At 72.4% G+C, this 14853-nt stretch carries 12 protein-coding genes; 5 read left to right on the forward strand and 7 right to left on the reverse strand.

The annotated features are described in order from the left end of the window. Nucleotides 1-108 precede the first annotated feature (108 nt). The gene (locus tag SD460_RS39845; RefSeq protein WP_318307518.1) at nt 109-1329 is read right to left on the reverse strand and encodes a M50 family metallopeptidase; all 1221 of its coding nucleotides are present in this window, start codon (nt 1327-1329) and stop codon (nt 109-111) included. Between the two features lie 3 nt (nt 1330-1332). Next, nucleotides 1333-2535: a 1-deoxy-D-xylulose-5-phosphate reductoisomerase gene (gene dxr / locus SD460_RS39850; RefSeq protein ID WP_290059023.1), complete on the reverse strand. Its 1203-nt coding sequence runs from the start codon at nt 2533-2535 to the stop codon at nt 1333-1335. Nucleotides 2536-2791: 256 nt separating this feature from the next. On the opposite strand from dxr, the gene SD460_RS39855 reads away from it, so the two are divergent. Both SD460_RS39855 and SD460_RS39860 read left to right on the forward strand, forming a co-directional pair. Next, on the forward strand, nt 2792-3049 hold the full coding sequence (locus SD460_RS39855) for a DUF2631 domain-containing protein (RefSeq protein WP_290059022.1): 258 nt from the start codon (nt 2792-2794) through the stop codon (nt 3047-3049). Nucleotides 3050-3075: 26 nt separating this feature from the next. Then, nucleotides 3076-3735, forward strand: a complete 660-nt coding sequence (locus SD460_RS39860; RefSeq protein ID WP_290059021.1) for a peptidylprolyl isomerase — start codon at nt 3076-3078, stop codon at nt 3733-3735. Between the two features lies 1 nt (nt 3736). Here SD460_RS39860 and SD460_RS39865 read toward each other — a convergent pair whose 3' ends face one another. From SD460_RS39865 to pdxR, 3 genes are all read right to left on the reverse strand, one after another. Continuing rightward, nucleotides 3737-3976, reverse strand: a complete 240-nt coding sequence (locus tag SD460_RS39865) for a hypothetical protein (protein ID WP_290059020.1) — start codon at nt 3974-3976, stop codon at nt 3737-3739. Nucleotides 3977-4200: 224 nt separating this feature from the next. After that, nucleotides 4201-5970, reverse strand: a complete 1770-nt coding sequence (locus SD460_RS39870; protein WP_290059019.1) for an MFS transporter — start codon at nt 5968-5970, stop codon at nt 4201-4203. 93 nt (nt 5971-6063) lie between these two features. Then, entirely contained in the window at nt 6064-7536 is a 1473-nt protein-coding gene (gene pdxR, locus SD460_RS39875; RefSeq protein ID WP_318307519.1) for a MocR-like pyridoxine biosynthesis transcription factor PdxR, read from the reverse strand. A 28-nt stretch (nt 7537-7564) separates the two neighbouring features. On the opposite strand from pdxR, the gene SD460_RS39880 reads away from it, so the two are divergent. Continuing rightward, nucleotides 7565-8341, forward strand: coding sequence for a class I SAM-dependent methyltransferase (locus SD460_RS39880; RefSeq protein ID WP_290056870.1), 777 nt, complete (start codon nt 7565-7567; stop codon nt 8339-8341). A gap of 85 nt (nt 8342-8426) precedes the next feature. Here SD460_RS39880 and SD460_RS39885 read toward each other — a convergent pair whose 3' ends face one another. After that, nucleotides 8427-11672 carry a tetratricopeptide repeat protein gene (locus SD460_RS39885; RefSeq protein ID WP_290056869.1) on the reverse strand — a complete coding sequence of 1082 codons (3246 nt, stop codon included), beginning with the start codon at nt 11670-11672 and terminating at the stop codon, nt 8427-8429. Nucleotides 11673-11914: 242 nt separating this feature from the next. Beyond that, nucleotides 11915-12643, reverse strand: a complete 729-nt coding sequence (locus tag SD460_RS39890) for an alpha/beta fold hydrolase (protein ID WP_290056868.1) — start codon at nt 12641-12643, stop codon at nt 11915-11917. Between the two features lie 47 nt (nt 12644-12690). Between SD460_RS39890 and SD460_RS39895 the strand changes: the two genes are divergently transcribed. Next, the gene (locus SD460_RS39895; RefSeq protein WP_318307520.1) at nt 12691-13944 is read left to right on the forward strand and encodes a cytochrome P450; all 1254 of its coding nucleotides are present in this window, start codon (nt 12691-12693) and stop codon (nt 13942-13944) included. Further along, on the forward strand, nt 13944-14831 hold the full coding sequence (locus tag SD460_RS39900; RefSeq protein WP_290056866.1) for a LysR family transcriptional regulator: 888 nt from the start codon (nt 13944-13946) through the stop codon (nt 14829-14831). The genes SD460_RS39895 and SD460_RS39900 overlap by 1 nt, the downstream gene beginning before the upstream one ends. The last annotated feature ends 22 nt before the right edge of the window (nt 14832-14853 follow it).

Here is a 14853-nt window from a genome sequence, read left to right on the forward strand (position 1 = left end):
CAGCGTACCTACCCCGACCGGGCCACCTTCACCATGTCAGCCGTCACGGTGAGCAGCATTACGGGCGGTGCGAGCCGCCAGGGAGGGGCCGCAACCCCTCCGTGGCGGCTATTGCCCGATCCGAATCGGGTTGACGATGTCCGCTGTCACCGTGAGTAGCGTCACCGCGCCGCCGATGAGCACCAGGACCATCGTGATCCCGGACAACCGCGTGTAGTCGACGGGCCCGCCGGCCGCCTTGCCCCGCCGGGCGCGGATCCAGTCGCGGACGCGCTCGTACCAGACCACCGCGATGTGCCCGCCGTCGAGCGGCAGCAGCGGCAGCAGGTTGAACACGCCGATGAAGAAGTTCAGGCTGGCCAGCAGGAAGAAGAACAGCACCCAGATGCCGCGCTCGACGGCCTCGCCGCCGATCCGGCTCGCGCCGACGACGCTGACGGGGGTGTTCGGGTCGCGCTCGCCGCCGAAGATCGCGGTGACGACGGCGGGGATGCGCTCGGGGAACTCGACGAGCCGCTGGGCCGTCTCGGCGAACATCGTGCCGGTGAAGCCGAACGTGGCGCCGACCGCGGCGACCGGGCCGTGCTGGATGGTCTTGGGCGGCTCCTGCGGCGAGGCGCCGATCATGCCCACCTGCTTGACGCCGTCGCTGGTCCAGCGCTGCACCTTCGGCACGTCGACGGTGAGCGAAAGCCGCTGCTCGCCGCGCTGCACCTCGAACACGGTCGGGCCGCTGGTGGCCTGCACGGTGGCGAGCATCTCGTCCCAGGTCGGGACCGGCTTGCCGCCGACGGACAGCACCTTGTCGCCCGGCAGCAGCCCGGCCGTCTTCGCCGGGGTCAGCGCGTCCGCGGCGCAGGTGGGGTTCTTCGCCTGCGCCTTGGCCTGCTCTTCCGTCGTGATCGACTGGGCGCACGACGTCGCCGACAGCACCGGCTCGGCCGGCTTCAGGTTCGGCAGGCCCATCGTCACGGCCATCAGGTAGAGCACCACGAAGCCGAGGATGAAGTGGGTGATCGACCCGGCCGACATCACGACGGTGCGCTTCCACGTCTTGAACCGCCACATCGCGCGCGGCGCCTCGTCCGGGGTGACCTCGTCGAGCGCGGTCATGCCGGCGATGTCGCAGAACCCGCCGAGCGGGATCCACTTCAGGCCGTACTCCGTCTCGCCGCGGCGCCAGGAGAAGACCGTGGGCCCGAAGCCCACGAAGTACCGGCGGACCTTCATGCCGAAGGCCTTCGCGGTCAGCATGTGCCCGGCCTCGTGCAGCGCGACCGAGACGCAGATCCCCAGCGCGAACAGCACGACGCCGATGATGTAGGACACGCGCTACTTCCCCTCGATGATCGAACCGGCCCGCGCGCGAGCCCAGCGCTCGGCGGCGAGAACGTCCTCGACGTCGCGTGGCTCGCGACGCCATTCGTCGGCGGCTCCCACCACCTCGGAAACAGTGTCCACTATCGACGTGAAGCTGGTGTTCTGCGCCAGGAAAGCGGAGACGAGCTCCTCGTTCGCGGCGTTGTAGACGGCGGGCAGGCAGCCGCCGACGGTGCCGCAGTGCCGGGCCAGCTCGACGGCCGGGAAGGCCTCGTCGTCCAGCGGCTCGAACGTCCAGGTCGCGGCCTTGTCCCAGGTGCACGCGGGTGCGGCGCCGGGAACCCGGTCCGGCCAGTGCAGCGCGAGCGCGATCGGCAGCCGCATGTCGGGCGGGCTGGCCTGGGCGATCGTCGAGCCGTCGGTGAAGGTCACCATCGAGTGCACGATCGACTGCGGGTGCACGGTGACGTCGATGTTTTCGGGCGCGATGCCGAACAGCAGCGCCGCCTCGATCAGCTCGAGCCCCTTGTTGACCAGGGTGGCGGAGTTGATGGTGATCAGCGGGCCCATGGACCACGTCGGGTGCGCCATCGCCTGCTCGACGGTGACCCCGGCCAGCTCGGCCCGCTTGCGGCCGCGGAAGGGCCCCCCGGAGGCGGTGAGCACCAGCCGCGCGACCTCTTCCGCGCGTCCGGCGCGCAAGGCCTGCGCGATGGCGGAGTGCTCGGAGTCGACGGGCACCAGCTGCCCCGGCTTGGCCGCGGCGAGCACCAGCGGCCCGCCGGCGATCAATGACTCCTTGTTCGCGAGCGCGAGGGTGGCGCCGGTGGCGAGCGCTTTGAGCGTGGGCTCGAGGCCGCGGGATCCGGGCAGGGCGTTGAGGACGGTGTCGACCTCGACGGCGTCGATCAGCTCGGTGACGGCGTCGGAGCCCGCGAAGAGCCGGGGCAGCTTGAAGTCCCCCTGGGCGTAGCCGCGCTTCTGCGCCTCGGCGTACAGCGCGAGCTGCACGTCTTCGGCGGCCGTGGCCTTCGTCACGGCGACGGCTTCGACCCCGTGGGCGAGCGCCTGCGCGGCGAGCGCGGCCGGGTCGGCCCCGCCCGCGGCGATCCCGGCCACCCGGAACAGGTGCGGGTTGCGGGCCGCGACGTCGAGGGCCTGCACACCGATGGACCCGGTCGAGCCGAGCACGAGAACGCTTCGCGAGGTAGTCATCGCGGGTCATTGTCGCGCGGGCCGTGTCCGCGGCGCACCCGGAGGTTCGGTGGCGCGGACCTGGGCGGGCGCCGGGGCCGTGTGCTCGAAGGTTCCGCGGCGCCGATCGCACCTCTCGCGGCGGCGCGACGTACCCGGCGGTGCTCCGATCGCGGCGGTGCCGGGTGTCCGGCGCCACGCGGGCCGTGTCCGCGGCGCACCCGGAGGTGTGGGATCATCGGCGGGTACGAGGTTCACGGGTCTTGAGGAGTTCATCGTGGCAGGCAAGGCGGTCGAGAAGAGGCGGCCCGAGGTCGACCCCCGCGACGAGCCGTCCGCGGCCTGGGGCTGGCACGGTTCGTTCCCGAAGGCCACCCGCATCGCCGGCTGGCTGAGCGCGATCATCCTGCTCGTGATGATCAAGGGCAACCACGAGAACAACACCGAGAACGTGTGGCTCGTGGGCCTGTCGCTGTTCCTGATCCTGCTGCTCGTCCTGGACATCCGCAAGCAGCGCACGGCCTGGCGCAAGTAGTCCGTTTTTCGCTAACGTCTCCGGCCATGAAGCTGCGCTGGGGTTTGGCTCTCGTCGGTGTTCTGGGTGCGCTGCTGGTGGCACCGGGTTCGGCTTCGGCTGCGCCGGTGGTCACCCGGTGCGAGTTCACGCCGACGCCTGAGAACCCGGCCGCCCGTCCGGTGGTGCGTCCGTTGCCGTTCGCGTTGACGCGCGGAACCGTGGACGTGACCTTCCGGTTCAACTACGGGCCGGTGACGGTGCGGCTGAACCGCGGCGGGGCGGCGCCTTGCGCGGTGCACAACATGGTTTCGCTGATTCTGCAGCGGTTCTACGACCGGTCCCAGTGCTGGCGGCTTTCGAACTCTTCGCGGTTGGGTGTGCTCCAGTGCGGGGACATCTACGAGGTCGAGAAGGGCGGGCCGGGGTACAAGTTCCCGGACGAGGTTTCGGGTGCCGAGACCTACCCGCGCGGGACCGTGGCGATGGGGAACCAGGGGCCGGGGACGAACGGGTCGGAGTTCTTCATCGTGCATTCGTTCGCGAACATCCCGGCGAATTACTCGGTGCTGGGGACTGTGGTGCGCGGGATGTCGGCGATCGATCGGATGGTGGCGGACGGCATCATCCCGACCGACCCGAACGGGCCGCTGGACGGGGCACCGGCGAAGCCGGTGAAGATCCAGCGGGCCACGCTCGGCCGGTAGGTCACCAGAAGTCTTCGGGCCGCTCCGCCACCTCCCGGGCGAGTTCACGGACCGCTTCGCGGTCGTCGTCGACCGCGGCCGCCAGCACCGCACGGGATTCCGGCGTGTCGATGTGCAGCAGCGCGTCGAGGGCGTTCACCGCCATGTCCAGGGCGTACACCTGCGGCTCCGTGCGCGCCAGGTCGAGCGCCTCGATCAGGACCGGCAGGTAGACTTCGCGACGGGAATTCGCCCACGACATTGACACAACTGTCGAAATGCGACCAATTGCGATTCGCGAAAGCCTCGGCAAGCCGGCCGGACAAAGCCGAGATGACTTCATCGTGGTTTTTGACACGAAGCTGTGAAGCCTGAGGCGTCCCACGCGTACGACGTCCGGCCACCCCCGTTGTCTTCTTGGCAGGGAAACGGAAACAGGCCGGGCACCACCATGACGGTGCCACCCGGCCCGTTCCCGTGCGCTGCTCAGCGTTCGCGCGAAGGCGACACCAGTTCGCTCGGCCCGCCGCCGGCTTCCCCGGCGACCGCCGCCAGCTCCTCGCCCACCGATTCGCGGTCCTTCGGGCGGGCGTCCTTCGTCAGCAGCGACGCCACCGCGCCGATCAGGCAGACCACGATCGCGAAGCCGAACGCCACCGCCAGGCCCGACTGGAACGGGCCCGAGATCAGGTTCGGGAAGAAGCTGCGGCCGGTCAGGAACGACGCCTGGTCCGGCGGGAGCGACGCCAGCTGGCCGCCCAGGAGCTGCTGGATCGGGTTGTAGCCCAGGAACGCCGCGAACAGCACCGCCACCGCCGGGAGGTTCGCCACCTGGGACGCCGCCGCGTCCGGGACGCCGTGGGCGACCAGGCCGTCGTGCATCGTCGTCGGGAGGCTGCTCGAGAGGCCCGAGATGATCAGGCTGAAGAAGAAGCCGATCGACAGGACCATCGCCGCGTTCTGGAAGGTCGTCATCATGCCCGCGCCCGAGCCGCGCGCGTCGGCCGGGAGGCTGTTCATCACCTCGGCGCGGTTGGGCGAGGAGAACATGCCCATGCCGATGCCGTTGATCAGCAGGATTGCCGCGAACGCCCAGTAGTCGAAGTTCACCGGCAGGATGATCAGCAGGAGGAACGTGATCGCCGTGATGAGCAGCCCGGTGGACGCGAGCAGCCTGCTGCCGATCCGGTCGGCGAGGATGCCCGACGTCGGGGCGGCCACGAGGAAGCCGACCGTCATCGGGAGCATGTAGATGCCCGCCCACAACGGCGTCTGCTCGAACGTGTAGCCGTGCTGCGGCAGCCAGATGCCCTGCAGCCAGATGATCAGGATGAACTGGAGCCCGCCGCGGCCGAGCGACGCCGTCAGGTTGGCGATGTTGCCCCAGGTGAACGAGCGGATCTTGAACAGCGACAGGCGGAACAGCGGGTTGTCGACCTTCATTTCGATGGCCACGAACGCGATCAGCACCGCGACGCCGCCGATCAGGCAGCTCAGCACCATCGGGCTGGTCCAGCCGGTCTGCGACGTGCCGTAGGGCTGGATGCCGTAGGTGATGCCGACCAGCACCGCGATCAGGCCGACGGCGAAGGTGATGTTGCCCCACCAGTCCATCCGCGCGTGCTTGCGGACGCCGGTGTCGTGCAGCTTGAGGTACGCCCAGACCGTGCCGATCACGCCGAACGGCACCGAGACGAGGAAGATCAGGTTCCAGTCGACCGGCGCGAGCACCCCGCCGACGACCAGTCCGAGGAACGACCCGGCGATGGCCGCGACGCCGTTCATGCCGAGCGCGAGGCCGCGCTGGTTGGCCGGGAAGGCGTCGGTGAGGATCGCCGAAGAGTTCGCCATCAGGAAGGCGCCGCCGACGCCCTGCACGATCCGCCAGCCGATCAGCCACAACGCGGCCGCGTCACCGCCGAACCACGTGATGGCCAGCATGATGGAAGAAACGGTGAAGACGGCGAAGCCGAGGTTGTACATCCTCGCGCGGCCGTACATGTCCCCCAGCCTGCCGAAGCTCACCACCAGCACCGCGGTGACCACGAGGAACCCCATGATCATCCACAGCAGGTAGCTGGTGTTGGCCGGCTCCAGGGGGTTGATGCCGATGCCCTTGAAGATGTCGGGCAGCGCGATCAGCACGATCGAGGAGTTGATCGTGGCGATCAGCATGCCCAGCGTCGTGTTGGACAGCGCGATCCACTTGTACCGCGGCCCCAGTTCCGCGATCGAATACGTCCGGCGTTCCGCCACTGTGCAACCCTTCTGCTCGCAAGTCCCTTAGCTAGGCTAAGCAAGTTGCTTGCGTATGGCAACCAAGTGAGCAAAACGCGTGGGAGAGCATGATCACAGTCGCTTGACTGTCCTTTGTGGATCCTTTACCAGGCGGCCCAGCACCGCGACCCCTTCGTCGATCTCCGACGCCGTCCGGGCCGCGTACCCCAGCACCAGGCCCGGCCGCCCGTGACGCTGGCGGTGCCAGGACAGCGGCTGCACCTTCACCCCCTCCGCCAGCGCGGCCGCCGCCACCGCGACGTCGTCCACCTCGCCGTCGAACGTGATCGTCAGGTGCAGGCCGGCCGCCGCACCGTGCACCCGCGCGGCCGGCAACGACGCCGAAACCGCACGGATCATCGCGTCGCGGCGGCGCCGGTGGCGGGCCCGCACCACCCGCAGCTGCCGCTCCAGCTCGCCCGTCTCCATCAGCCGGGCCAGCACCAGCTGGGCCAGCACCGCGTTGCCCAGGTCCGCGAACCGCTTCGCCGCCACCAGGTCGTCCCGGAACCGGGGCGGCGCCAGCAGCCAGCCCACCCGCAGCGCGGGCGCCAGCAGCTTCGACACGCTCCCCGTGTAGCAGACCTCCGGCACCATCGACCGCACCGCGGGCACCGGCGCGCGGTCGTAGCGGTGCTCGGCGTCGTAGTCGTCCTCGATGACGATGCCGCCGCCGGACACCCAGCGCATCAGCTCACGGCGGCGCTCGCCGCCCAGGACCACGCCCATCGGGAACTGGTGGGCGGGCGTCAGCAGCACCGCCGGAGCGTGCAACGCGGCGACGCGGACGCCGTCGTCGTCCACCGGGACCGGCGGGGTCGCCAGGCCGCAGTGGTGCAGGTGCTGGCGCGCGCCCAGCGATCCCGGGTCCTCCACGGCGATCTCGGAAATCCCGTGCTCGCGCAGCACCTCCCCCAGCAGCGTCAGCGCCTGCGCCACCCCGGCCACCACGATGATCTCGCCCGGATCGACGCGGATCCCGCGGTTGCGCGCCAGCCAGCGCGACACCGCCAGCCGCATCGACGGCGCGCCGCGCGGGTCGCCGTAGCCGAAGTGGGACGGCTCCAGCTCGTCCAGCACCGCCCGCTCCGCACGCAGCCACGCCGCGCGCGGGAACGCCGTCAGGTCCGGGACGCCGGGCGTCAGGTCGATGCGGGCCGGGATCGCGCGGATCGCGTCGAAGACCTCGACACCGGGCAACGGCGTGATCACCTTCGACGGCACGCGCGCGGGCGCGGGCTCCGGGGGCAGCACCGGGGCGGCGACCACGACCGTGCCCGCGCGGCCGCGGCCCGCGGCGTGGCCGTCGTCGATGAGCCGCTGGTAGGCCTCGGTGACGACGCCCCGCGACACGCGCAGTTCGGCCGCCAGCACCCGGGACGCGGGCAGCCGGCCGCCGACCGGGAGCCTGCCGTCCGCGACCGCGGCGCGCAGCTGCCCGGCCAGCCAGTCCGCGAGCCCGCCCGGCGGGGCCTCGCGGACGTCGAGCTGGAGGAAGTCCGACCCTATGGACCCCTCCGAAGGACCTGCTTTGGCTCTGTCCACCAGTCCATTGTCGCAGCACGCTGGGCTCATGGACACCACTTACGTGCACGGGTACGCCGCTCCCGAAGCCCGCCGCCTCGGCGACCAGGCCGACACCCTCGCCGGACTCCTGCACGCCGGGACGGCGTTCCCGGCCGGCAGCCGCGTGCTCGAGGTCGGCTGCGGCGTCGGCGCCCAGACCGGCCACCTCGCGGCGCGCAGCCCCGGCGCGCGCCTGACCGCGGTCGACATCTCCGAAGAGTCGCTGGCCCAGGCCCGCGCCAAGGTCCCGGGCGTGGACTTCCGGCGGGCCGACCTGTTCGACCTCGACGGCGAGTACGACCACCTGTTCGTCTGCTTCGTGCTGGAACACCTGCCGGAGCCGGAAAAGGCCCTCACCCACCTGAAGACGCTGCTGCGGCCGGGCGGCACGATCACCGTGATCGAAGGCGACCACGGCTCGGCGTTCTTCCACCCGCGCAGTGAGCCCGCCCAGGCCGCGATCGACGGCCTCGTCCGCCTCCAGGCCGAAGCCGGCGGTGACGCGCTCATCGGGCGGCGCCTGTACCCGCTGCTCGACGGCGCCGGCTTCGACGACGTCGTGGTCGAGCCGCGGACCGTCTACGCCGACGCGTCCCGGCCCGCCCTCGTCACCGGGTTCACCCGCGACACCTTCACCGCGATGGTCGAGGGCGTCGGCGAAGCGGCCGTCGCGCGCGGGCTCGCCACCGCGGACGGCTGGGCCCGCGGCGTCGCGGACCTGCACCGGACCGAGGACGGGACCTTCCACTACACGTTCTTCAAGGCCACCGCGAGGGCCTCGTGACCACCCGGCGGCTCGCGGGCAGCACGAACTTCGTGGACCGGGACCGCGAGCGGCTGGAAAGCGACCTCGCCGCCCTCGAACCCCGCTACCCGGCGGCGCGGTCCAAGGCGGCCAGGTGGTTGCGGACGCGGATCGCGCCGGGCACGCGCTCCCCGGCGTAGCAGGCCAGCGCGCGTTCCCAGTGCTCGCGCGCGGCGACCGCGTCGCCGAGTCCACAGTGGACTTCGCCGAGTCCGCAGTGGGCGCGGCCCTGTTCGGGACCGCACCCGGTTTTCTTCGCCGCCGCCAGGGCTTCGCGGTGGTAGGCGAGTGCGTCCGACGTCGCACCGCGCGCGGCCGCCACCGCGCCCAGGCTGTTGAGCACGCGGGATTCGACGCCCCGATCGCCGCATTCCCGGGCCAGGCCCAGTGCTTCTTCGAGGTGCCGGGCCGCTTCCACCGGCCGCCCCTGCGCCAGCCGGACGTCGCCGAGGTGCTTCAAGGCGACCCCGCGGTTGGTCGGGCTGCCCGTCTCGCGGGCGATTTCCATGGCCCGTTCGAGGTGGTCGGCGGCCTCGGCGTACCGGCCGCGCGCGTGCTCGACGTCGCCGAGGATGCCGAGCGCGTACCCCTCGCTCACCCGCACGCCCATCGCCCGGAAGTGCTCGAGACCTTCTTCCAGCGCCTGCGCGGCTTCGTCGTGTTCGCCCTGCGCCGACAACGCGTCGCCGAGGTTCACCAGCGCGTAGCCCTCGCTGGTGCGGTCGGCGGTTTCGCGCGCGAGGGCCAGTGCCTCGCGGTGGTACCCCGCCGCTTCCGCGTACCGGCCGATGCCGCGGCAGGAGCAGCCGAGCACGATCAGGACCAGGCCTTCGCTGGTCCGGTCGCCCGTTTTCCGGGCCACGGCCAGTGCTTCCGTCGAGTAGGTGATCGCCTCGGCAAACCGGCCGAGCGCGCGGCAGACCAGGCCGAGGGTGTTGAGGACGTGGATTTCGGTCCGCCGGTCACCCGTTTCGCGGACGAGGACGAGCGCTTCTTCCAGATACCGCCGCGCTTCCCGCGACCGGCCGACGCGCCAGTGGCCGAGCGCGATCAGGGTCAGCGGTTCGGCTTCGGCGGCGCGGTCGCCGGCGTCGTGGGCCAGCGCCGACGCGTGCGTGTGCAGCACCAGCGCTTCTTCGTGGTAGCCGCCGACGTCGAGGTAGTGCCAGAGGATCCCGGACAGCAGGCGCAGGTGGTCGGCCCACCCGTGCCGGGTCGCGTGGGCGGCGACGGCGAGCAGGTTGCGCCGCTCGGCCTCCAGCCACGCCTGCGCCTCGATCACCTTGACGTCGGGGTCCGGCACCACCGGCCGCAGGTGCCGTTCCTGCGGCAGGACGACGTCCATGGCCTGCGCGGCGGAGCGGACGTAGCAGTCGAACAGCCGTTCCTGGGCCGCACGGCTCTCGTCGGGCTCGGCGGCCGCGAGCTCGGCGGCGTAGACGCGCAGCAGGTCGTGCAGCTGGACGCGGTCGTCGCCGGTCTGCTGCGCAAGGTGGGCGCGCACCAGCACCCCGGTCAGCCGCTCGGCTTCGGGCAGGGGGACGTCGGCGAGCGCGGCGATCGCGACCGGGGTCAGGTCGCGGCCCGGGTGCAGGCCGCAGAGCCGGAACACGCGCGCGGCGTCGGCGGGCAGGTGCCGGTAGGACCACGAAAACACCGCGCGGACGGCGGTCAGCGGGTCGCCGCCGCCGTCGAGCAGGTCGAGCCGCCGCCGTTCGTCGGCCAGCTCCGCCGCGAGCGCGGCGAGCCGCTCCCCCTCCCGGCTCAGCGCCAGCTCGGCGACCAGCCGCAGGGCCAGCGGCAGCCGGGCCGAGTACCCGATCAGCGCCGCCGTGGCCTCGGGTTCTTCGTCGACGCGCGGGCCGAGCAGCGCGCGCAGGAGGTCGCGGGCTTCGTCGTCGGTGAGCAGGTCGACGAGCACCCGGCGGGCGCCGTGCCGGGCGACCAGCCCGGGCAGCGCGTCGCGGCTGGTCACCAGCACCAGGCACGACGGCGAACCGGGCAGCAGCGGGCGGACCTGGCCGACCGAGCCCGCGTTGTCCAGCACCAGCAGCATCCGGCGGCCGGCGAGCGCGGTGCGGAACTTGGCCGCGCGCTCGTCCGGCTCGGTCGGGATGTCGGTGCCGGGGACGCCGAGCGCGCGCAGGAACCCGGACAGCGCGTCGCCCGGCTCCACCGGCCGGACCGTGCCGTAGCCGTGCAGGTCGAGGTAGAGCTGCCCGTCGGGGAACTCGGCGGGGGAACGCTGCGCCCAGTGCACGGCGAGCGCCGTCTTGCCGACCCCGCCGGTGCCGGACAGGACGGCGATGCGCGCGCCGGTGTCGCCGTCTTCGCGGTGCAGCAGCTCGTCCAGCTCGGCCAGCTGGGCCGCGCGGCCGCGGAAGCCGGGGACGTCGGCGGGCAGCTGCGCCGGGACGCGGGCCGGGGGTTCCGGGCCGGCGAAGTCCTGCCGCAGCACCTGGTGGTGGGCGGCACGCAGCTCCGGACCGGGTTCGATGCCCAGCTCGTCGGCGAGCCGGCGGCGCACGTCCTCGAAGACGTCCAGCGCGGCGGCCTGGCGCCCGGACGCGGCGAGCACCAGCATCAGCCGGGCGTGCGCGGACTCGTTCAGCGGCTCCTCGGCGGTCAGCACCCGCAGGTGCACTGCCGCGTCCTCGGGGTCCGCGACGCCGGCGTAGGCCATCACGGCCTTGGCGCGCCGCATCGCGAGCCCGAGCCGGGCGGGGTGCTGGCGCAGCCGCCCGACGTCGGCGAGCGCCGGGCCGCGCCAGAGTTCGAGGGCTTCGCCGGGGGCGTCCCGTGCGATGAGGGCCTCGAACTCCAGCAGGTCGAGCTCGCTTTCCCCGACCGAGAGCCGGTAGCCGCCCTTGTCGGTGGCGATCAGGTCGGCGGGCCGCAGCGCCCGCCGCAGCCGGGCGACGTAGGTGTGGAGCAGGTCCAGGCACGACGGCGGCGGCTCGTCCCAGACGACGTCGACGAGGTCCTCTCGCCGGACGGTCCGGTTCGGCTGCAGGGCCAGCAGCGCGAGGATCAGGCGCTGCTTCTCCGCGCCGATCTCGACCGGCTCGTCGCCCCGCGACACGGTCAGCGGGCCGAGGACGCCGATCCGCACCGGCTCCGGCGGGGCCTCGGCGAGCACCTCGCGCAACCGCCGTTCGGTCTCCGGGCGCGGCCGCCGCACGCTGCCGAGCTCGGCGTTGCGGACCGCGCGCAGGCTCAGTCCGGCGCGCTCGGCGAGCTGGGCCTGGGTGAGCCCGGCGAGCACGCGGCGCTCACGAAGCCATCCGGCGAACGACCGGCCTTCCTCCACAGGCGTCCTCTCCCTGCGTGCCCGAACGGAACGTACCGCTCAAGCATCACGATCGTGCCTCCCCACCTGTACCACCGAACGGCGAAGATAACCGTTTCCGCAGGTACGGACCGTGACCGCGGCGTGACGCGGCAGTACAGGCGCTCGTCCACCACGAGTTCCTAGGCTTTCTCCGTCCGGTGGTGACGAGGGGTTCGCGGAGCAGCCGTCGCGTGGGGTACGACGGCTGCACCACGAGCCATTCAGACGCCGAAGCGCGCCAGCAGGGCGCGAACGGCGGCTGGGTCCTCGACGTGGGCGTTGTGCCCGAGGCCGGCGAGGGTGACCGCGTCCGGGTCCAGCGCGCGCAGCTGCTCCGGACGGCTCATGGGGTCGTGCTCGCCCGCCGCCAGCACGACCGGGCACCGCGCCGCGGCGAGCAGCGCCGGCATGTCCGGTGCGCCGACGCCGAACGCGGCCGGGTCCATCGCGAGGCGCCAACCTCCCTCGGTCTCGCGAAGCCCGGCCGGGTCCGCGGGCGCGATGCCGAGCAGCCCGGACACCTTCAGGTACGCCTGTTCGGCGTCTTCCCGCGTCTCGAACACCCGCGCCGGCTTGGCCGCGAAGCTCGCCGCGCGCCCGAGGTCGTCCTGGCTCCACTCGACCTTCACCCCGAGCGCCAGCACGCCCGCGACCTCGACGTCGTACTTCCCGGACGCCAGTTCCAGCGCCAGCACCCCACCGAGCGAATGGCCGGCGACGAGGAACGGTCCCGTTCCCGGCAGCGCGCGGGCGACGGCGGCGGTGAGCGTCTGGAAGCTGTAGTGCGGCAAGGGTGCGGACGGGCCGTGGCCGGGCAGGTCGGGCACCAGGACGCGGCGGGCGAGCGGCGGGGTGAAGTGGGCCCACACGGCGCCGGTCGCGCCCAGGCCGTGCAGCAGGACGACGGCCGGTTCGCCTTCGCCGCCGGTGCGCATGTTCAGGGTGTCCATCCGCGCAGCCTGCCAAATTGTCGGTGGCCGCGGCTAGGGTCGGCGGCGTGGCGATCACCGATCCGGACACCTACGTGCGAGGGGTCCCGTACGACGAGCTGGCGCGGCTGCGGCGCGCCGGCCCGGTGGTGCGCGTGGACGACTTCTGGGCCGTGCTCGGGCACGCCGAGGTACGGCGGGTGCTGCGCGACCCCGGCGTGTTTTCGTCCCAGCTCGGCGGGACGCAGATCCGCGACGCGGCCGACCTCGCGTACGTGCGCAAGATGATGCTGAACATGGACCCGCCGGAGCACGGCAGGCTGCGCGGGCTGCTGACCAAGGCGTTCACCCCGCGGGCGATCGCGAAACTGACGTCGCAGATCGAGACGTGGGCGCGCGACCTCGTCGCGGCGGTGGCCGGTGACGGCGAGTGCGACTTCGCCGCGGTGGCGGCGGATCTGCCGCTGATCACCCTGGCCGGGGTGTTCGGCGTGCCGGAGCAGGACCGGCGGCTGATGTACGACTGGAGCAACCGCGTGATCGGCTACCAGGACGCCGAATACGCGGTCAGCTCCACGGTTTCCGCCGCCGAGGTGAGCGAGCTGGCGCGGGCCGCGCTCGCCGTCCGCCCGTCGCCGGGGCCGGAGGGGTCGATGCCGGATCCGCGGACGCGCGCGGGCATGCCGGACCTCTACGCGTACGCGAACGCGCTCGGCGAGCACAAGCGCTCGCACCCAGGTGACGACGTCATGAGCACCCTGATGCGGCACGTGGGCGACGACGGCGAGCGCGTCTCGCTCGCCGAGTTCGAGAACCTGTTCTGGCTGTTTTCCGTGGCGGGCAACGAAACCCTGCGCAACGGGCTGCCCGGCGGGATGCTCGCGCTGCTCTCGCACCCCGCGGAATACCGGCGGCTGCTGGCGGACCGGTCGCTGCTGCCGTCGGCGGTCGAGGAGATGCTCCGGTGGTGGACGCCGGTCATGCACTTCCGGCGCACCGCGGTTTCCGGCGTTCGGCTGTCCGATGTGGACATCGGCGCCGGGGACAAGGTCGTGGTGTGGTTCTCGTCGGCCAACCGCGATCCGGCCGTCTTCGCTTCGCCGGACACGTTCGACATCGGGCGCACGCCGAACGACCACCTCACCTTCGGCCACGGCCCGCACTTCTGCCTCGGCGCGCACCTGGCGCGGGTGCAAATGCGGGCGATGTTCGGCGCGGTCTTGGACCTGCTGGGTTTCGTCGAGCTCGCCGGCGAGCCGGTCCGGCTGCGGTCGAACTTCCAGAACGGCCTGAAGTCGCTGCCGATCCGGTGGGGTCGCTGATGGAGATCCGGGAGATGCGGGCGTTCGTCGCGGTGGTCGAAGCCGGGGCGATGTCGAAGGCGGCGCGGCAGCTGCACGTCAGCCAGCCGGCGCTGTCCCAGACGATCACTTCGCTGGAACGGCGGCTCGGCCTCCAGCTGCTGGTCCGCACGAGCACCGGCGTGCAGACCACCGAAGCCGGGGCGACGCTGCTGAGCGAGTCCCGCGCGGTGCTGGCCCGGCACGACCAGGCCCTCGCCGCGCTGGCCCGGCACACCACGACCGGGGTGTTGCGCGTCGGCGTCCCCCTGGAACTGCCACCGGAACTGCTGCCCTCGGCGCTCGCGCGGCTGGCGGCGGCGTACCCGGACACGCGGGTGCAGGCGCGGCACCTGTCGTCGGTGGCGCAGGTGGTCGCGCTGCGGGCGGGCGAGCTGGACGTCGGGCTGGTGCGCGAGCGCCCGCCGGGGTCCGACCTCGACGCGGTGCTCGTGGTGGCGGAGGACGTCGGCGTCCTGCTGGCCGCGGACGTGGCGGAGAGGCTGGGCTCGCCGGTCCGGCTGGAGGACCTGGCCGGGCTGGAGTGGTTCGCGTTCGCCCGCGCGGGCAGCCCGGCGTGGTACGACGAGCTGGCGGCGATCCTGCGCAGTCACGGCCTCGACGTCGGGCCGGAGGTGCCGGAGGAGCGGCGGCTGATCGTCGAGCTGAAGATCCCGGCGGTCAACTCGGGTGGGGCGTATGCGTTCGCGCCGCCCCAGTGGCCGTACCCGCTGCCGGACACGGTGCGGTGGGTGCCCCTCGCCGGCACCCCGATCGTCCGGCGGACGTGGGCGGTCTGGCCCGCGGCGTCGCACCGGCGTGACCTCGCGGAGTTCGTCGCGGCGCTGGAGGACTATCGACAGAACTGATCGCGGGCATAAGCAGCGCCGA

The sequence above is a fragment of the Amycolatopsis solani genome (assembly GCF_033441515.1).
Classification (GTDB): Bacteria; Actinomycetota; Actinomycetes; order Mycobacteriales; family Pseudonocardiaceae; genus Amycolatopsis; species Amycolatopsis solani.

What these genes read in the sequence shown, in the direction of transcription:
- dxr (WP_290059023.1), bottom strand. Translation starts at nt 2,535, where the DNA reads ATGACTACCTCGCGAAGCGTTCTCGTGCTCGGCTCGACCGGGTCCATC.
- SD460_RS39860 (WP_290059021.1), top strand. Translation starts at nt 3,076, where the DNA reads ATGAAGCTGCGCTGGGGTTTGGCTCTCGTCGGTGTTCTGGGTGCGCTG.
- SD460_RS39865 (WP_290059020.1), bottom strand. Translation starts at nt 3,976, where the DNA reads ATGTCGTGGGCGAATTCCCGTCGCGAAGTCTACCTGCCGGTCCTGATC.
- SD460_RS39880 (WP_290056870.1), top strand. Translation starts at nt 7,565, where the DNA reads ATGGACACCACTTACGTGCACGGGTACGCCGCTCCCGAAGCCCGCCGC.
- SD460_RS39890 (WP_290056868.1), bottom strand. Translation starts at nt 12,643, where the DNA reads ATGGACACCCTGAACATGCGCACCGGCGGCGAAGGCGAACCGGCCGTC.
- SD460_RS39900 (WP_290056866.1), top strand. Translation starts at nt 13,944, where the DNA reads ATGGAGATCCGGGAGATGCGGGCGTTCGTCGCGGTGGTCGAAGCCGGG.